Here is an 18,481-nt window from a genome sequence, read left to right as displayed (position 1 = left end):
AGATGAGGCCGTCCCGCCTGCCGGCGGTGCGCAAAACCGCCAGACCGGCCGGAAAAGCGCTGGCACGCTTCTCGCTAAAGCTGGTCTGAGGCCCGCAATGGCGTGGGTCTCGCTCTGAACAGGTTCTAGGACAAAGGCGTCCGATCCATCTTCCTGCCGCGGCTGCCGCGCTGGAGGGTGGGATCGGGCGCCCTTTTTCATTGGCTTTCGACGCTGGAGATCGGCATGTTGGACGGCAAGACGCGGGGAGAAGGATTGATGAGCGAGGAACGACGCAAGCTGCTGATGGGCGGTGCGGCCGCGGTGGGCAGCAGCCTGGTGGCGCCGCATGTCTGGGCCTCCGGCTCGGACAAGCCCGAGAAGGAGGAGGTGCGCATCGGCTTCATCCCGCTGACCGACTGCGCCTCGGTGGTCATGGCCTCGGTGCTGGGCTTCGACAAGAAGTACGGCGTCAAGATCGTGCCGACCAAGGAGGCTTCCTGGGCCGGCGTGCGCGACAAGCTGGTCAACGGCGAGCTGGACATGGCCCATGTGCTCTACGGCCTGGTCTACGGCGTGCACCTGGGCCTGGGCGGGCCCAAGAAGGACATGGCCGTGCTCATGACCCTGAACAACAACGGTCAGGCCATCACCCTGTCCAAGAAGCTGGCGGACAAGGGCGCGGTGAACGGTGCCTCGCTGGCCAAGCTCATGGCCAGCGAGAAGCGTGAATACACCTTCGCCCAGACCTTCCCCACCGGCACCCACGCCATGTGGCTGTACTACTGGCTGGCCAGCGTGGGCGTGAACCCCATGAAGGATGCCAAGGTCATCACCGTGCCCCCGCCGCAGATGGTGGCAAATATGCGGGTGGGCAATATGGACGGCTTCTGCGTGGGTGAACCCTGGAACCACCGCGCCATCATGGACGGCATTGGCATCACCGCGGCGACCACGCAGGAGGTCTGGAAAGACCATCCCGAGAAGGTGTTGGGCAGCACGGCGGACTTCGTCAAGAAGCACCCCAATACCGCGCGCGCCGTGATCATGGCCGTGCTGGAGGCCAGCCGCTGGATCGATGCCAGCCTGTCCAACAAGCTGAAGATGGCCGAGACCATCGCCGAGAAGAGCTATGTGAACACCGGCGTGGATGCGATCAACCAGCGCATCCTGGGCCGCTACCAGAACGGCCTGGGCAAGACCTGGGACGACCCCGACCACATGAAGTTCTTCAACGACGGTGCGGTCAACTTCCCCTACCTGTCCGACGGCATGTGGTTCCTCACCCAGCACAAGCGCTGGGGCCTGCTCAAGGAACACCCCGACTATCTGGGCGTGGCCCGCCAGATCAACCAGATCGAGCTCTACAAGCAGGCCGCCAGCCAGCTCAAGATCAATGTGCCCAAGGAGATGCTGCGCAGCTCCAAGCTGATCGACGGCGTGGTCTGGGACGGCAAGGATCCCGCCAAGTACGCCGACGCCTTCAAGGTCAAGGCCTGAACAAGGAGTTCATCATGGTCAGTGCCGTCTTTCATTCGCCGCGCGAAGCGGCCGCGACACCGCAGCCCATGGCGGCCGCCGCGCCAGCGAGCGCCGCGCCGCTGCCGGTGGCCGCCAAGCCGCGCCCGGGCTTGGACTGGAACGCCCTGTGGATGCGGGTGCTGCCGCCCCTGCTGGGCCTGGCCCTGCTGATAGGCGTGTGGGCCCTGCTGACCCAGAAAGGCGGCGCCTTTCCCACGCCGGCCGCCACCTTCGAGGCCGCCGTCAAGCTGTTCTCGGACCCCTTCTACAGCAAGGGCCCCAATGACCAGGGTATAGGCTGGAACATCCTGAACTCGCTGGCCCGCGTGGGCGTGGGCTTCGGTCTGGCGGCCGCGGTGGGCATTCCGCTGGGCTTCATCATCGGGCGCTTCGAGTTTGTCAGCCGCATGGTCTCGCCCCTGATCAGCCTGCTCAAGCCGGTCTCGCCTCTGGCCTGGCTGCCCATCGGCCTGCTGGTCTTCAAGAGCGCCAATCCGGCCGCGATCTGGACCATCTTCATCTGCTCCATCTGGCCCATGGTGGTGAACACCGCGGTGGGCGTGCAGCGGGTGCCGGTGGACTACCTGAACGTGGCGCGCGTGCTGAACCTCAGCGAGTGGAAGATCATCAGCAAGATCCTCTTCCCCGCGGTGCTGCCCTACATGCTCACCGGCGTGCGCCTCTCGGTGGGCACGGCCTGGCTGGTGATCGTGGCGGCCGAGATGCTGACCGGCGGCGTGGGCATAGGCTTCTGGGTCTGGGACGAGTGGAACAACCTCAATGTCCAGCACATCATCATCGCCATCTTCGTGATCGGCATCGTGGGCCTGCTGCTGGAATGGGCCTTGATGGCCGTGGCCCGTCACTTCGCTTACGAGGACTGAATCATGAGCAAGGACAAGCGTGCCTTCATCGAGGTTCAAGCGGCGGAAATGGTGTTCAACACCCGCAAGGGCCGCTTCCATGCCCTGCACGACATCCATCTGCAGGTGCAGCGCGGCGAGTTCATCACCCTGATCGGCCACTCCGGATGTGGCAAGAGCACCCTGCTCAATCTGATGGCCGGCCTGCTCCAGCCCAGCAGCGGCGCGCTGATCTGTGACGGCCGCGAGATCGCCGCGCCCGGACCCGAGCGCGCCGTGGTGTTCCAGAACCACTCCCTGCTGCCCTGGCTCACGTGCTTCGAGAACGTGTACCTGGCGGTGGAGTCGGTCTTCGGCGGCAAAGAGCTCAAGCGCAAATTGGCCGAACGCACCGACGAGGCCCTGCACCTGGTGGGCATGGGACACGCCATGCACAAGAAGCCGCACGAGATCTCCGGTGGCATGAAGCAGCGCGTGGGCATTGCCCGCGCCCTGGCCATGGAGCCCAAGGTGCTGCTGATGGACGAGCCCTTCGGCGCGCTGGACGCGCTCACCCGCGCCCATCTGCAGGACGAGCTGCTCAAGATCGTGGCCCGCACCCAGAGCACGGTGGTGATGGTGACCCACGATGTGGACGAGGCCGTGCTGCTGTCCGACCGCATCGTGATGATGAGCAACGGCCCGGCCGCCACCATCGGCGAGATCCTGAGCGTGCCGCTGGAGAGACCCCGCCAGCGGGTGGCGTTGGCGGAAGACCCCGTCTATGTGCAGGCGCGCAAGGCGGTGATCGACTTTCTCTACACCCGCCACAAGCACCGCGAAGCGGCCTGAATTGCCCCAATCCACTCGCCCCACGGCCCCGCGCGCGGACCGTGCCGGCGGAGCCCTGCCCGGAGATGATGTGATGCCCGAGACGATGGAAGAGACCCCGAAGCCGCAGCGCCAGCGTCTGGTGCTGGTGGGCAATGGCATGGCCGGCGTGCGCACGCTGGAAGAGCTGCTGAAGATCGCGCCCGAGCTCTACGACATCACGGTGTTCGGCGCCGAGCCTCACCCCAACTACAACCGCATCCTGCTCTCGCCGGTGCTGGCGGGCGAGCAGACGCTGGAGGAGATCATCCTCAACCCGCTGAGCTGGTACGAGGAGAACGGCATCACCCTGCACCTGGGCAAGCAGGTCGCGAAGATCGACCGCGTGCGTCGTCAAGTGGTGGCCGAGGACGGCACGACGGCGGACTACGACCGACTGCTGATCGCCACCGGCTCGAACCCCTTCATCCTGCCGGTGCCCGGCAAGGAGCTGGACGGCGTGATCGCCTACCGCGATATCGCCGACACGCAGGAGATGATTGATGCGGCCGCCAAGTACCAGCACGCGGTGGTGATCGGCGGCGGCCTGCTGGGCCTGGAGGCGGCCAACGGCCTGATGTTGCGCGGCATGCAGGTGACCGTGGTGCACCTGGGCGACTGGCTGATGGAGCGCCAGCTCGATGACCAGGCGGGTGAATTGCTGCGCAAATCGCTGCAGGCGCGCGGCCTGAAGTTCCGCCTGGCCACGCAGACCGAGGCGCTGATCGGCGACAAGGACGGTCGTGTGATGGCGGTGCGCTTCAAAGATGGCAGCGAGATCCCCGCCGATCTGGTGGTGATGGCCGCCGGCATCCGCCCCAACACCACGCTGGCCGAGAGCGCCGGCCTGCACTGCAAGCGCGGCATCGTCGTCACCGACACGCTGCAGACCGTCACCGACCCGCGCATCTACGCGGTGGGCGAATGCGCCGCGCACCGCGGCATCGCCTACGGCCTGGTGGCCCCGCTCTTCGAGCAGGGCAAGGTCTGCGCCACGCACCTGGCCGAGTTCGGCATCGGCCGCTATCAGGGCAGCCAGACCAGCACCAAGCTCAAGGTCACCGGCATCGACCTGTTCTCCGCGGGTGACTTCATGGGGGCGGCGTCGGGCGGCCCCGACGCCGACAAGTTCGAGGAGATCGTGATGAGCGATCCCTTCGCCGGCGTCTACAAAAAGCTGGTGATCAAGAACGACCAGCTGGTCGGCGCCTGCCTCTACGGCGACACGGTGGACGGCAGCTGGTACTTCAAGCTGCTGCGCGACGGGCGCAAGATCGCCGATATCCGCGACAAGCTGATGTTCGGCGAAAGCAATATCGGCGACGGCGGCCACCAGGGCCAGAACAAGGCCGCCGCGATGGCCGACAGCGACGAGGTCTGCGGCTGCAACGGCGTCACCAAGGGCAGCATCTGCAAGGCGATCAAGGAAAAAGGCCTGTTCACGCTGGACGAGGTGCGCAAGCACACCAAGGCCAGCGCATCCTGCGGCTCCTGCACCGGCCTGGTCGAGCAGCTCCTGATGTTCACCGCCGGCGGCGACTACTCGGCCGCGCCCAAGAAGAAGGCCATCTGCGGCTGCACCGAGATGAGCCACCAGGAAGTGCGCGATGCGATCGTCGACCGCCACCTCACCGCGCTGGACCAGGTCTACACGGCCCTGGACTGGAAGAGCCCCAACGGCTGCGCCACCTGCCGCCCGGCGCTGAACTACTACCTGATCTCGTCCTGGCCCAAGGAGGCGCAGGACGATCCGCAAAGCCGTGCGATCAACGAGCGCAGCCACGCCAATATCCAGAAGGACGGCAGCTACTCGGTGATTCCGCGCATGTGGGGCGGGGAGACGAACTCGTCCGAGCTGCGCCGCATCGCCGACGTGGTGGACAAGTACCAGATCCCCACGGTCAAGGTCACCGGCGGCCAGCGCATCGACCTGCTGGGCGTGAAGAAGGAAGACCTGGTCAATGTCTGGAAGGACATCGGCATGCCCTCGGGCCACGCCTATGCCAAGGCGCTGCGCACCGTGAAAACCTGCGTGGGCAGCGAGTGGTGCCGCATGGGCACGCAGGACAGCACGCAGATGGGCAAGGACCTGGAGCGCGCGCTGTGGCGCATGTATGCGCCGCACAAGGTCAAGCTTGCGGTGTCGGGCTGCCCGCGCAACTGCGCCGAATCGGGCATCAAGGACGTGGGCGTGATCGGCGTGGACTCCGGCTGGGAGCTCTATGTCGGCGGCAACGGCGGCATCAAGACCGAGGTCGCGCACTTCTTCTGCAAGGTGAAGACGCCGCAGGAGGTGCTGGAGTACTCGGGCGCCTTCCTGCAGCTCTACCGCAAGGAAGGCTGGTACCTGGAGCGGACCTGCCACTACATCAGCCGCGTGGGCCTGGATTATGTGAAGAAGAAGATCCTCGACGATCACGAGGGCCGCCAGGCCCTTTGGGCCGAGCTGCAGTACGCGCTGGACGGCGAGCCCGATCCCTGGTTCGACTTCGACAAGGCCAAGGTCGACCTGCGCCAGTTTGAAGCTTTGTGAGGAATGCGACGATGAGCGACTGGAAGACGATTTGCGCGGTCGAGGACATCCCGCTGCTGGGCTCGCGCCGCGTGCAGCGCGCCCAGGGGCCGCAGGTGGCGCTGTTTCGCACCGGCGCCAACGAGGTGTTCGCGCTGCTGGACCGCTGCCCGCACAAGGCCGGCCCGCTGAGTCAGGGCATCGTGTTCGGCGCGGCGGTGGCCTGCCCGCTGCACAACTGGACCATCGAGCTCGCCACCGGCTGTGCGCGTGAACCCGACGAGGGCAGCACGCCGCGCTTCTCGGTACGCATCGACAACGGTCAGGTGCAGCTGAACCAGCAGGAGCTGGACACCGTGGCCATTGATCTGGAGCCGGTCAAAGCCGGCCCCTGCACCCGGGCTGCTTGCTGAGGGCGACACCATGCGGGAGACGCGCTCCACCTGTCCCTACTGCGGTGTCGGCTGCGGCGTCATCATCGAGAGCGAGGGCGCGCAGATCACCGGGGTGCGCGGCGATCCGGAACATCCGGCCAACTTCGGCCGGCTGTGCAGCAAGGGTTCGACCCTGCACCTGAGCGCCACGCCGGTGGTGCTTCAGACCCGCCGCCTGCTGCAGCCCTTGCAGCGCCTGGAGCGCGGCGCCGCGCCGCAGCCGCTGGCCTGGGATGCCGCGGCCGAGCAGGTGGCCGAGCGCCTGGCGGCCGTGCGGGCCGCGCATGGGCCGGACGCGATTGGCTTCTACATCTCCGGCCAGCTGCTCACCGAGGACTATCACGCCTTCAACAAGCTGGCGCGGGCCCTGGTCGGCACCAACAATATCGACAGCAACTCGCGGCTGTGCATGAGCTCGGCGGTGTCGGGCTACAAGCAGGCGCTGGGTGCTGACGCGCCGCCGGCCAGTTATCAGGACATCGAGCAGGCCGACTGCCTGTTCATCGCCGGTGCCAACCCGGCCTGGGCGCATCCCATCCTGTTCCGCCGCATCGAGGCGGCGCGCGAGGCCCGGCCGCACAGCAAGATCATCGTCGTCGACCCGCGCCGCACCGAGACGGCCGAGCTCGCCGACCTGCATCTGCAGATCCTGCCCGGCACCGACATCGCGCTGTTCAACGGCATGCTGCACGCTTGCGTCTGGGAGGGCTGGATCGCCGCCGACTTCATCGCGCAGCACACCGAAGGCTTCGATGCGCTGAAGGCCCTGGTGCGCAGCAGCACGCCGGCCTGGGCCGCGAAGACCTGCGGCATCAAGGAAGAGCAGCTGCTCGAGGCGGCGCGGCTGTTCGCCGCCTCGCCGGCCACGCTGTCGCTGTACTGCATGGGCCTGAACCAGAGCAGCCGCGGCACCGCCAAGAACACCGCGCTGATCAATCTGCATCTGGCCACCGGCCAGATCGGCCGTGCCGGCGCCGGCCCCTTCTCGCTGACCGGCCAGCCCAATGCGATGGGCGGCCGCGAGGCCGGCGGCATGGCCACGTTGCTGCCCGGCCACCGCGACCCGGCCAGCGCCGCCGACCGCGCCGAGATCGCGCGCCTCTGGGGTGTCGAGGCCCTGCCCGAGACGCCGGGCAAGACCGCGGTGGAGCTGTTCGAGGCCGCCGCGCGCGGCGAGATCAAGGCGCTGTGGATTGCCTGCACCAACCCCGCACAGTCGATGCCCGAGCAGGCGCTGGTACGCGCGGCGCTGGCTGCTTGCGAGTTCGTCGTGCTGCAGGAGGCCTTTGCCGACACCGCCACCGCGGCCTATGCCGACCTGCTGCTGCCGGCCGCCACCTGGGGCGAGAAGGACGGCACGGTCACCAACAGCGAGCGCCGCATCAGCCGGGTGCGTGCGGCGGTGCCGCCGCCCGGCCAGGCGCGCGCAGATTGGGCGATCGTCAGCGACATCGCCCGCCGGCTGGAGCAGCGCCTGCGCCCCGGCGCGGCCACCTCGCTGTTTGCCTTTGACACGCCCGAGCAGCTCTGGCTCGAGCACCGCGAGGCGACGCGCGGCCGCGATCTGGACATCTCCGGCCTGAGCTGGGCGCTGCTCGACGCGCAGGGGCCGCAGCAATGGCCCTATCCCGAAGGCGCGGGCGCAGGTCGCCAGCGTCTCTATGAGGACGGCCGCTTTGCCACCGCCAACGGTCGCGCCCGCTTCGTCGCCAAGCCGCATGGCCCGGCGGCCGAGGGCTGCGATGCGCGCCATCCGCTGACGCTGTCCACCGGCCGCATGCGCGACCAGTGGCATGGCATGAGCCGCAGCGGCACCGTGGACCGCCTGTTCGAATCCGAGCCGCAGCCGGCGCTGCGCATGAACCCGCAGGACCTGCTGCGCCGCCATCTGAAGAGCGGCGAGCTGGTGCGCGTGCGTTCGCGCCGCGGCGAACTGCTGCTGCCGCTGCAGGCCGACGATGCGGTCGGCCCGGCCCAGGCCTGGCTGCCCATGCACTGGGGCGATGAGTTCATCGGTGGCCGTGATGCCAGGGGCGTGCCGCTGCGGGGCGTCAACGCGCTGACGCAGCCGCGCTTCTGCCCCGACTCGCGCCAGCCCGAGCTGAAGTACAGCGCGGTGAGGGTCGAGCCGGTGCAGCTGCCCTGGCGCATCGCAGCCGCCGCCTGGGTGCCTGCCGAAGAGGGCGCGGCGCTGCGTGCGCGCTTGCGCGTGCTGATGGGCGAGTTCGACTACACGCAGTGCACGCCGCTGGCGGGCCAGGGTGAGTTCTCCGGCCAGCAGGGCTGGCTCTTCGTCGCGGCGGCCGCCACGCAGCCTAGCGCCGAGCTGCAGCAGCGCATGGCCGCAGCGCTGGGCCTGGCCGGACCGGCCAAGGCCGGCACCGCGCCGGTGCTGCGCTATGCGGACATCCGTCGCGGCCGCTGCCGCCTGCTGCGCCTGGCGGGCGAGGGCGAGAACGCGCGCCTGCAGGCCGTGCTGCGCATCGGCGAAGGCGACGAAGGCGCCTGGCTGACCCAGCTCTGGCGCGAGGCCGCGCCGGTGGCGCCTTTCGGCCGCTGGCTGCTCAGCCCCGAGGCACCGCCGGCCGACCTCGCCGCCCGCGCGCCGACGGCGCGCAGCCCGCAGGTTTGCAACTGCTTCGATGTCTCGGCGGCGCGCATCCGCTCCGAGCTTCTTCACTGCCACGGTGCGCCGGCGGAGCGGCTGCGATCCCTGCAGGCGGCGCTGAAGTGCGGCACGCAGTGTGGCTCTTGCCTGCCGGCGCTGCGGCGCCTGGTGGAAACCACGTCCGCGGAGGTGACGGTATGACCCCTGTGCTCCATCCCGTGGCCCTGGTGGGCGCCGGTCCCGGCGACCCCGAGCTGCTGACCCTGCGCGCACTCCGGCGCCTGCAAGCCGCCGATGTGGTGCTCAGCGACGATCTGGTGGATGCGCGGGTGCTGGCGCTGATCGGCCCGCAGACGCGGCTGCTGCGCGTGGGCAAGCGTGGTGGCTGCATCTCCACGGACCAGCGCTTCATCGAGGAGCTGATGGTGCGCGAGGCCCGGGCCGGGCGCCGCGTCGTGCGGCTCAAGGGGGGCGATCCCTTTGTGTTCGGCCGTGGGGGCGAGGAGGCCGATGCGTTGCGTGCCGCCGGACTGGCCGTGGAGGTCGTCAGCGGCCTGACGGCCGGCATTGCCGGCCCGGCGGCGGCGGGCATTCCGGTAACGGATAGACGCTGCACGCCCGGCGTGGCCCTGGTGACGGGGCATAGCGGGGAGGGCGGGCGTGCGCCCGACTGGGCGGCCCTGGCGCGCAGCGGCCTGACCCTGGTGGTCTATATGGGCGTGGCGCGCTGCGAGCAGATCGTGGCTGCTCTGCGTGAGGGGGGCATGTGCGGCGATATGCCGGTGGCCGTGGTCGCGGCCGCCCATACCGAGCGGCAGCAGCAGGCCCTGAGCACCCTGGACGGTCTGTGCGCGCTGCTGGCGCGTGAGCCGGGCCTGGGCAGCCCGGCGGTGCTGGTGATCGGCGAGGTGGGGGCCCTGGGGGCCTGGGCCTCAGCTCAGGCGGAAGCGGCTCATCAGCTCCGACAGGCGTAGGGCCTGATCCTTGAGCGAGGCGGCCGCGGCCGCGCTCTGCTCCACCAGGGCCGCGTTCTGCTGCGTCATCTGATCCAGCTCGCCCACCGTGCCGTTGACCCGCTGGATGCCGCCGCTCTGCTCGCTGGCCGCGGCGCTGATCTCGCCAATGATGTCGGAGACGCGCTGCACGCTGGCCACGATCTCGTCCATGGTGCTGCCGGCGTTCTGCACCAGACGCGCGCCGGCCTCCACCCGCTCCACGCTGCTGCCGATCAGGGTCTTGATCTCGCGGGCGGCCTCAGCGCTGCGCTGGGCCAGGCTGCGCACCTCGCCCGCCACCACGGCAAAGCCGCGGCCCTGCTCGCCGGCCCGTGCGGCCTCCACGGCCGCGTTCAGCGCCAGGATATTGGTCTGGAAGGCGATGCCGTCGATGGTGCCGATGATGTCGGCAATCTTCTTGGAGCTGGTGTTGATCTCGTCCATGGTGCTGACCACCTGACCCACCACGGCGCCGCCGCGTTGCGCGACCTCGGCGGCGCTGCCGGCCAGCTGCTTGGCATTGCCCGCGGCGTCAGCGCTGTGGCTCACGCCCTCGGTCAGCTCGCCCATGGCGCTGGCGGCCTGTTGCAGATTGCTGGCGGTCTGCTCGGTGCGCTGGCTCAGGTCCAGATTGCCGCTAGCCACCTCGGCACTGGCGGTCTGAATGCTTTCCGAGGCCTCACGCACCTGGCCCACGATCTGGGCCAGCGAATGCTGCATCTCGCCCAGGGAGTGCAGCATTTGCGCCGCCTCATCCTGGCCCTGCACCGGGCGTGCCGGGCTGAGATCACCCTTGGCCATGCGGGCGGCGAAACCGCGGGCCTCCATCAGCGGGGCGACCACGGAGTGCGAGATGCGCCAGGCGAGCACGGCACCCAGGGCGCAGCAGACCAGAAAAGCCAGGACCAGGCCGCCGAACAGGCGGCTGACTAGGCTGTCGACTTGCGAAAAGACTTCGCTGGAGCTCTTGCTCAGCGTGGCCTCAATGCCCATCAGCATGGTCAGGGCCGGCTCGAAGGCGGCGTCCGCCTGCTTCATCTCGGCCATGGCCTCCTTGGCCTCGGGGTAGCCGTTGTCCAGCAGTGTCTTGGCGACCGGGGCCACGGCCTTGCGATAGGTCTCGATATGGCCGCGGAATTTGCGCAGATTGGCCTGCTGTTCCTCGCTTCTGGCCAGCGCGCCGAACTCGTCCATGGCCTTGTCGAGGCCTTGCTGGGCGTCGAGCCAGGCTTTCTGGTAGCGCGCCATTTCCTCGTTGTTGAAGATGGAGGCGACCAGGCCATTGCTGGCCGCGCGGCTCTCGATCAGCCGGGTGCGGGCGGCCACTGTCACATTGTTGGCCGGGATCAGCTGCTGGGTGATGCCCTGCAAGGCCTGGTGCGCCACGCGCAGGCCGAAACCGCCCAGCCCCGCCAGCAGCGCGGCCATCAGCAGGAGGATGCTGAAACCCAGCAGCAGCCGGGGGCGTATGTTCAGATCGCGCAGGCGCAGGGGCATGGAAGTTCCTCTATCTCGTTCAAGCTTTTGGTTGGTGAGCGGCGCACTCAGCCCAGCCTGAAGGTGGCGACCACCTCGGACAGGCGCTGAGCCTGATCCTTCAGAGACTCTGCCGCGGCGGCACTCTCTTCCACCAGGGCCGCATTTTGCTGGGTCATTTGGTCAAGCTGGTTAACCGCCGTGTTGATCGTGCTGATGCCCTGGCTTTGCTCGCCCGCCCCGGCGCCGATCTCGGCAATGATGTCGGCCACGCGCTGCACGCTGGCCACGATCTCGTTCATGGTGCTGCCGGCGTCCTGCACCAGACGGGTGCCGGCCTCCACCCGTTCCACGCTGTTGCCGATCAGCGCTTTGATCTCGCGCGCCGCCGAGGCCGAGCGCTGGGCCAGGCTGCGAACCTCGCCGGCCACCACGGCAAAGCCGCGACCCTGCTCGCCCGCGCGGGCGGCTTCCACGGCCGCGTTCAGGGCCAGGATATTGGTCTGGAAGGCGATGCCGTCGATGGTGCCGATGATGTCGGAGATCTTGCGCGAGCTGTCATTGATCTCGCCCATGGTGCTGACCACCTGCCCCACCACGGCGCCGCCCCGTTGCGCCACCTCGGCCGCGCTCGTGGCCAGCTGATTGGCCGTGCCGGCGGCGTCGGCGCTCTGGCGCACGGCGCCGGTGAGCTGGCTCATGGAGCTGGCGGTCTGCTGCAGATTGGAGGCGGTCTGCTCGGTGCGGGTAGAGAGGTCGGCATTGCCGCTGGCGATCTCGGCACTGGCGGTCTGTATGCTGTCGGCGCTGTGGCGCACTTGGGACAGGGCCCGGGCCAGGGCCTCGCGCATGGCGGCCAGGGCACGCTGCACCTCGCCGATCTCGTCACTGCGCTGGCTCAGGGGCGCGGCGGCCAGATCGCCCGAGCCGATGCGCTCGGCCTCACGCACCAGTTCGCGCAGCGGCATGGCAATCGACCGCACCTGATAGGCCGTCGCGACAGCCAGGGCCAGTGTGATGAGACTCATCGCGCCGGCAACCATCCACACCGTGCGCATGCGCTGTGCACCGGCCTGCTCGCGCAGTTCCCCGGAGCGCTGTTGCTGCAGTTTCACAAAGTCGGCCTGGGCTTCCAGATAGGTGGCGATGGCCGGCTGCATCTTGCTTTGCAGCAATTGCACAGAGGCCTCGGCCTGGCCCTCGCTCTTGAGCTTGCTGGCTTCGTTGCGTATGGCGATGTAGCTCTTGCGAGTCTCGGCGATGCGGGCCATGACTGCCTTCTCCGGCGCCGAGTTGGCCAGCCCTTCCAGCTCTTTTTGCATCTCCGAGATGGTGGCCGTGGTGGCTTCGATCTGCGGCTTGAGCGTCGAAGCGACGGCGGGATCGCTGCTGAGCAGCCCGGCGGTGGCTCGGGTGGCGTTCGACTCGGTCAGTCCGCGCCAGCGCAAGGCGAGCTCGAATTTGCGCTGTTGCTCGGCCTGGGTGAGCTGTGCTTCGGCTTGCAGCTTGGCGGTACGACTCGCGGAGACCGCCGTCATCAGCAAAACCATCAGGGCCAGACCAGCGATGGGCAACCAGAGCTTGGTGGTGATCGAGAGCGACTTCATGGCATGTCTCCGTTGTACTTGCTGTTGGCGGACATCGCGGACGCAGGTCGGCCGAACGTAGAGCGTCCTATCGCTCGATATCGGCGCGAAGTCTCGCTAGCTTGAGCCTCTGTTAGGCTTTGGGCAACGCTCTCGCCCCTCAATATTTCACGCCATGAGCTTTCTGGCCATCGATATCGGCAATACGCGCCTGAAGTGGGCGCTTTACGCGACCCCGCAGCCCGGTGCGGCTCTGCTTGCGCATGGGGCTGAATTTCTTGAGAACATCGAACGCTTGGCCGAGCGCGGCTGGCAGAACCTGCCTCAGCCGCCCCGCACCATGCTGGGCTGCAATGTGGCCGGAGACGCGGTGCGCCGCCGCGTGGAAGAACAGATGGAGCTCTGGGATGTGGAGCCGCGCTGGGTGGTCTCCAGCGCGCAGGCGGGTGGGGTGATCAATGGCTATGACCATCCGGGTCGGCTGGGCGCCGATCGCTTTGTGGCCCAGATCGGGGCGCGGCACCATGTGCTGGCGCGTGGCCCGGCCCGCGCCTGTCTGGTGGTGATGATTGGAACGGCCGTGACCGTGGACGCCCTAGACGCCCAGGGCCGCTTTCTCGGCGGGCTGATCCTGCCAGGGCACGGCATCATGCTGCGAGCCCTGGAGGGGGGGACGGCTGGCCTGCGGGTGCCTACGGGCGAGGTGCGCGAATTCCCGACCAATACCTCGGACGCGCTGACCAGCGGCGGCAACTACGCCATCACCGGCGCCATCGAGCGCATGCACCGCCATCTGGCCAAGCGGGCCGGACATGAGCCCCTGACCCTGATGACCGGCGGTGCCGGCTGGAAAGTCTCGCCCGCCCTGGACATTCCCCATGAGCTGATCGAGAGCCTGATCTTCGACGGCATCCTGACCCTGCAGTCGCACCGGCTGGCGCTCTGAGCGGCCTGCCCGGCACCCCCAAGCGTGGTGCCGAATGCGGCAAGCCGTCAGAGGATGAAGCGGCTCAAATCTTCGTTCTTCGCGAGCTCGCCCAGCTTGGCGTCCACGGCGGCGGCGTCCAGGGTCAGGGTCTGACCGGCATGCTTGTGGGCGTCGAAGCTGATCTCGTCCAGCAGGCGTTCCATCACCGTGGCCAGTCGGCGCGCGCCGATGTTCTCGGTACGCTCGTTCACCTCAAAGGCGATCTGGGCCAGGCGGCGTATGGCGTCGCTGCTGAGCTGCAGATCCAGGCCTTCGGTGGCCAGCAGGGCCTGGTACTGCTTGACCAGGCTGGCGTGGGTGCTGGTGAGAATGGCCTCGAAGTCTTCCACCGACAGGGAGCCGAGTTCGACACGAATCGGGAAGCGGCCCTGCAACTCGGGGATCAGATCGCTGGGCTTGCTCAGGTGGAAGGCGCCGGAGGCGATGAAGAGCATGTGATCGGTCTTGACCATGCCGTACTTGGTGTTGACCGTCGTGCCCTCCACCAGGGGCAGCAGATCGCGCTGCACGCCCTGGCGCGAGACATCGGCCGTGCTGCCGCCGTGGTCGGAGCGGCTAGCCACCTTGTCGATCTCGTCGATGAAGACGATGCCGTTCTCCTGGGCGTTGTGCAGGGCGGCGGTCTTGATCTCGTCCTCGTTGACCAGCTTGCCGGCTTCCTCGTCCACCAGCAGCTTCATCGCCTCGCCGATCTTGAGCTTGCGGCTCTTGCGCTTGGCGCCGCCCATCTGGGCGAACATGCTCTTGAGCTGCTCGGCCATTTCCTCCATGCCCTGGGGCCCCAGAATTTCCATGCTGGGCTTGGCCTCCAGCACGTCGATCTCGATCTCCTTGTCGTTCATGGTGCCCTCGCGCAGGCGCTTGCGCATGAGCTGGCGGGTGCTGTTGTCCGGCTCGCTGCCGGGCACCAGGGCGTCAAGCACGCGTTCCTCGGCGGCATCCTCGGCGCGGGTGCGCTGCAGGCGCATCTGGCGCTCGCGCTCCTGCTTGATGGCCACATCCATCAGATCGCGCACGATGGAGTCCACGTCCTTGCCCACATAGCCCACCTCGGTGAACTTGGTGGCCTCCACCTTGATGAAGGGCGCATCGGCCAGCTTGGCCAGGCGACGCGCGATCTCGGTCTTGCCCACGCCGGTGGGGCCGATCATCAGGATGTTCTTGGGCGTGATCTCGGCACGCAGCTTCTCGTCCACCTGCTGGCGGCGCCAGCGGTTGCGCAGGGCAATGGCCACGGCGCGCTTGGCGGCGTTCTGGCCGACGATATGGCGGTCGAGTTCGGAGACGATCTCCTGCGGGGTCATGCTCATAAGCCTCAGTCCAGCGTCTCGATGGTGTGGTTCAGATTGGTGTAGATGCAGATCTCGCCGGCAATGGTGAGGGACTGCTTCACGATATCGGCCGCGCCGAGCTCGCTGTGGTTGAGCAAGGCCTTGGCGGCGGCCTGGGCGTAGGCGCCGCCGGAGCCTATGGCCACGATGCCCTGCTCGGGTTCCAGCACATCGCCGTTGCCGGTGATGATGAGGGAGGCCGAGCGGTCGGCCACGGCCAGCATGGCTTCCAGACGCCGCAACACGCGGTCGGTACGCCAGTCGCGGGTCAGCTCCACGGCGGCCCGCACCAGATGGCCCTGGTGCTTCTCCAGCTTGGCCTCGAAGCGTTCGAACAGGGTGAAGGCATCGGCCGTGGCGCCGGCAAAGCCGGCCAGCACCTGCTCGCGGTAGAGCTTGCGCACCTTGCGCGCGCTGGACTTGACGACGATATGGCCCAGGGTCACCTGACCATCGCCACCGATGGCCACCTGGCCATTGCGCCGCACCGAGACGATGGTGGTGCCGTGATACACCGGCGCCTGCTGTTGGGAGGGAGAGGAATCCATAGCGACTCCATATAGGGGCCCCGCCCGCAGTTTCAACCACCGCGATTGACTTGACCGCGCGGAGCCCAAGGATCCGGCTCTGCCGGGCCTATGGGCTCGCCCCTAGAGGGGCGCGCGCAGCGCGTAGGGGTGGGTCAATTGATGCGGACTTTGATCCGCGCATGCTCATCAATGCCCATGGCACCGAAGAACAGGGAGACCAGGCGGTGCGTGTCGGTGAAGGTCACGCTGCGGTTCTCGCTGCGGCGCGCCAGCACCCAGTTGAGCAGATCGCCGGCCGCCATGAAGTCCAGGCGAATCAGGCGCGAGCAGGCAATCGTGATCTGGGTGGCCGCGCGCAACTCGCCGCTCATCAGGCGCAGGGTTTCGCTGATGTCTCCGCTGAGCTGGCCGCTGAGCTCCAGCTGCACGCTGCTGGGCAGGCCGCCGGGGTCGGTGATGCTGGACTCCAGGAAGCTGGTGGAGTGTTCGCTGCCTTGGGTCACCGTGGGCGCGGGTGGGGAACTGGTGGACAGGGTCAGGCCGCTGACGCGCACCCGGCAGCTGGTCTTTTCCCAGGAGGGGGGCGACACCTCATAGGTCACGCAGTAGTCGATGGCGGCTTCGTCGAACTGATCGGGGCGGTTCACCAGGCGCAAGGCCTCCAGGCGCAGCATCCACAGCGCCGGATCCACATCGCGGTTGCCCACCGGGGCCAGTTCCTTGAGCAGCTGCAGCAGGTGGTCGCCCGCCAGCCAGCGCATATCGACCTGCTGGCTTGCCCAGGCACGGAAGAGCTCGCGCAGCTTGGCGCCGCCTTCGGTGTCCAGCTGCTTGAGCGGCGCCCAGTCCAGGACCCAGGGCATGGGATGGTTCTGGGCGCGCTTGGCCAGCAAGGCCACGGCCTCGGCATCCAGATACTCGGGCGCGGCCCAGGCCACGCCGCCGGCGCTGCCCATGGGCGCGCGCTCCTTGCTCAGGCTCTCGGCGACGAGCTTGGGCAGGGAGAACCACTGCGGCGCCGAAAGGCCGAACAGCTGGGCGTAATCCACGGCCAGGGCCTCGAACTTGGACTGCTGGGCCGTGGCCCGGTACAAGTCGAAGAGCACCAGCCAGGTTTCCGGGTGCAGGTGGCGCGGACCGGCCTTGTCCACCAGACTCAGCAGGCCGCGCTCGCAGGACTCGTAGTCGGCATTCGCGAAGGCGATGACCATCTCGTCCAGCTCGGAGTCATGAATCAGCTCGGCCACCTCCACGGCCGCATCCTCGGCGACGCGGAAGCTCAGTGGCGCAGGGGCAGGCACTGGGACGGGTGCCGGCACCGGCGCCGGTGTGGGGCTTGGCACATGCACCGCCGTCAGCGTCGGCACGCTGGGCAGACGGCTGGGCTTGGCATCCGAGAGCGGGGGCAGACCGCCGCCCATGACCGCGGCCGCCGGGGCGGGGGGCGTATCCCGCCATTCCAGGGTGGCTCCGGGGCGCTCGGAGGCCCGCGGCTCGTCCGGCACGGTGGGTTCGAAATGCACCGGCCGGGTGCTGGTCTCGAAAAAGCCGGGGGGGTGTGAGGCGCCGGACATCTGCGTGGGCGCGAAACTCTCGCCCACCATCTGCTGCTCGATCTGATCGATCTTGGCCTTGACCCCGTGGTCGATCTTGGAATTGAGCCCGCTGTTGGCGCGCTCCATCTCGTCGATGCGCGAAGAGCTCCCCAGGGCCGCCAGCTGCTCCGGGCTCAGGCCTTCCTGGCGTATGCGGCGCAGCATGTCCAGCTCGCGCTTGCGCACGAAGTCATTGCGGCGCTTGCGCTCGACCATGGCGCGCAACTCGGCTTTGGCGAGATCCCCCTCGGGATCATCCTGGCGCGAATTGATCTCGGCCCAGTCCGTGGTCGGATTCGCGACAAAGCGCGCGACCTTGCGCAGAAAACTCTCGCCGTCTTTCGGTTCTGACATGCGCGCTGGACCTGATTAGTAAACAAGGGTCGACTAGCGACCGCCCCCCGCCGAAGTCCGCCGAGCGACGCCCCAGGATCCGGCTCTGCCGGTCCTAGGGGCGTGCCCCCTTGAGGGGGCGCGCGCAGCGCGTAGGGGCGGAGTCATCAGTCCCCGAACATTTTCTGCTTGAGTTCGCGACGCTGCTGGGCTTCGAGCGAGAGGGTGGCCGTAGGACGGGCGATCAGACGGCCCAGACCGATGGGTTCGCCGGTCTCATCGCAGTAGCCGTACTCGCCGTTGTCCAGGCGGGCCAGGGACTGCATGATCTTCTTGAGCAGCTTGCGCTCGCGGTCGCGGGTGCGCAACTCCAGGGCGTGCTCTTCCTCGATGGTGGCGCGGTCGGCCGGGTCGGGCACGATGGAGGTGTCTTCGCGCAGATGCTCGGTGGTTTCTCCGGCGTTGGACAGCAAGCCGTCCTTCAGCTCATTGAGCTTGGCGCGGAAGAACTCGATCTGCTTGTCATTCATGTACTCCGACTCGGGCATAGCCAGCACTTCGGCATCGGTCAGCTCGTGGCCGGACTTGGTTTTCCAAGCATTGGCGAGTTTCGGGTCGGCCTTGACGGCGCTTTTGGACGTTTCAATCACGGGCGTACTCATGGATCGCGTGGGCGGCTTGGGAGGGGCAAAACGGTCGGTAAAGCGGCTGCCGCCAGTGTGTGAGGACGAGGTAGCTGCCGCCTCCAGGGTGGCGACGCCGGCGCTTTCCGCCTCCGGGGCCGGGGCCTCGGACTTGGCAGCGCCCTTGGCCGCCTTGAGGGCCGTCTTGGCCGGGGCGGGTTTGGGGGCCGGTGTCTTGCTCACGTCGGAGTCTCCTCG

The 18,481-nt window shown here is 67.9% G+C and carries 13 protein-coding genes and 2 pseudogenes; 8 read left to right on the top strand and 7 right to left on the bottom strand.

Annotated elements, in window-relative coordinates; genetic code table 11:
- Window positions 1-258: 258 nt before the first annotated feature.
- The 7 genes from DFR39_RS19145 (at window position 259) to cobA (ending at window position 9,740) form a co-directional block, all read left to right on the top strand.
- On the top strand, window positions 259-1,479 hold the full coding sequence (locus DFR39_RS19145) for a CmpA/NrtA family ABC transporter substrate-binding protein (protein WP_133605445.1): 1,221 nt from the start codon (window positions 259-261) through the stop codon (window positions 1,477-1,479).
- A 14-nt stretch (window positions 1,480-1,493) separates the two neighbouring features.
- On the top strand, window positions 1,494-2,384 hold the full coding sequence (ntrB, locus tag DFR39_RS19140) for a nitrate ABC transporter permease (RefSeq protein WP_133605444.1): 891 nt from the start codon (window positions 1,494-1,496) through the stop codon (window positions 2,382-2,384).
- Between the two features lie 3 nt (window positions 2,385-2,387).
- A complete protein-coding gene (locus DFR39_RS19135) occupies window positions 2,388-3,194 on the top strand; it encodes an ABC transporter ATP-binding protein (protein ID WP_211343916.1) in 807 nt (268 codons plus the stop codon).
- Window positions 3,195-3,279: 85 nt separating this feature from the next.
- Window positions 3,280-5,745, top strand: a complete 2,466-nt coding sequence (gene nirB, locus DFR39_RS19130) for a nitrite reductase large subunit NirB (RefSeq protein WP_133605469.1) — start codon at window positions 3,280-3,282, stop codon at window positions 5,743-5,745.
- An 11-nt stretch (window positions 5,746-5,756) separates the two neighbouring features.
- Window positions 5,757-6,137 carry a nitrite reductase small subunit NirD gene (gene nirD / locus DFR39_RS19125; protein ID WP_133605443.1) on the top strand — a complete coding sequence of 127 codons (381 nt, stop codon included), beginning with the start codon at window positions 5,757-5,759 and terminating at the stop codon, window positions 6,135-6,137.
- A 10-nt stretch (window positions 6,138-6,147) separates the two neighbouring features.
- Window positions 6,148-8,967, top strand: a complete 2,820-nt coding sequence (locus tag DFR39_RS19120) for a nitrate reductase (protein ID WP_133605442.1) — start codon at window positions 6,148-6,150, stop codon at window positions 8,965-8,967.
- Window positions 8,964-9,740, top strand: coding sequence for a uroporphyrinogen-III C-methyltransferase (gene cobA, locus DFR39_RS19115; protein ID WP_133605441.1), 777 nt, complete (start codon window positions 8,964-8,966; stop codon window positions 9,738-9,740). The genes DFR39_RS19120 and cobA overlap by 4 nt, the downstream gene beginning before the upstream one ends.
- Here cobA and DFR39_RS20470 read toward each other — a convergent pair.
- The 3 genes and pseudogenes from DFR39_RS20470 to DFR39_RS20435 form a co-directional block, all read right to left on the bottom strand.
- A pseudogene (locus tag DFR39_RS20470) lies at window positions 9,699-10,259 on the bottom strand (methyl-accepting chemotaxis protein); the annotation flags it as partial. The gene cobA and the pseudogene DFR39_RS20470 overlap by 42 nt on opposite strands.
- 216 nt (window positions 10,260-10,475) lie before the next feature.
- Window positions 10,476-11,189 (bottom strand): annotated as a pseudogene (locus DFR39_RS20465) (MCP four helix bundle domain-containing protein); the annotation flags it as partial.
- A 116-nt stretch (window positions 11,190-11,305) separates the two neighbouring features.
- Window positions 11,306-12,844, bottom strand: a complete 1,539-nt coding sequence (locus DFR39_RS20435; protein WP_133605439.1) for a methyl-accepting chemotaxis protein — start codon at window positions 12,842-12,844, stop codon at window positions 11,306-11,308.
- 154 nt (window positions 12,845-12,998) lie between these two features.
- Between DFR39_RS20435 and DFR39_RS19100 the strand changes: the two genes are divergently transcribed.
- Window positions 12,999-13,769 carry a type III pantothenate kinase gene (locus DFR39_RS19100; RefSeq protein ID WP_133605438.1) on the top strand — a complete coding sequence of 257 codons (771 nt, stop codon included), beginning with the start codon at window positions 12,999-13,001 and terminating at the stop codon, window positions 13,767-13,769.
- 47 nt (window positions 13,770-13,816) lie between these two features.
- On the opposite strand, the gene hslU is transcribed toward DFR39_RS19100, so the two are convergent.
- The 4 genes from hslU to dksA form a co-directional block, all read right to left on the bottom strand.
- Entirely contained in the window at window positions 13,817-15,121 is a 1,305-nt protein-coding gene (gene hslU, locus DFR39_RS19095; RefSeq protein WP_133605437.1) for an ATP-dependent protease ATPase subunit HslU, read from the bottom strand.
- 5 nt (window positions 15,122-15,126) lie between these two features.
- The gene (gene hslV / locus DFR39_RS19090; RefSeq protein ID WP_133605436.1) at window positions 15,127-15,690 is read right to left on the bottom strand and encodes an ATP-dependent protease subunit HslV; all 564 of its coding nucleotides are present in this window, start codon (window positions 15,688-15,690) and stop codon (window positions 15,127-15,129) included.
- A gap of 134 nt (window positions 15,691-15,824) precedes the next feature.
- Window positions 15,825-17,621, bottom strand: coding sequence for an STAS domain-containing protein (locus DFR39_RS19085; RefSeq protein WP_133605435.1), 1,797 nt, complete (start codon window positions 17,619-17,621; stop codon window positions 15,825-15,827).
- Between the two features lie 146 nt (window positions 17,622-17,767).
- Window positions 17,768-18,466 carry an RNA polymerase-binding protein DksA gene (gene dksA, locus DFR39_RS19080; protein WP_211343915.1) on the bottom strand — a complete coding sequence of 233 codons (699 nt, stop codon included), beginning with the start codon at window positions 18,464-18,466 and terminating at the stop codon, window positions 17,768-17,770.
- Between the last annotated feature and the right edge of the window lie 15 nt (window positions 18,467-18,481).

The organism is Roseateles asaccharophilus (genome assembly GCF_004362405.1).
Lineage (GTDB): Bacteria > Pseudomonadota > Gammaproteobacteria > Burkholderiales > Burkholderiaceae_C > Kinneretia > Kinneretia asaccharophila.
The sequence above is the reverse complement of the archived record's forward strand: the minus strand, read 5'-3'. Positions and strand labels throughout refer to the sequence as shown.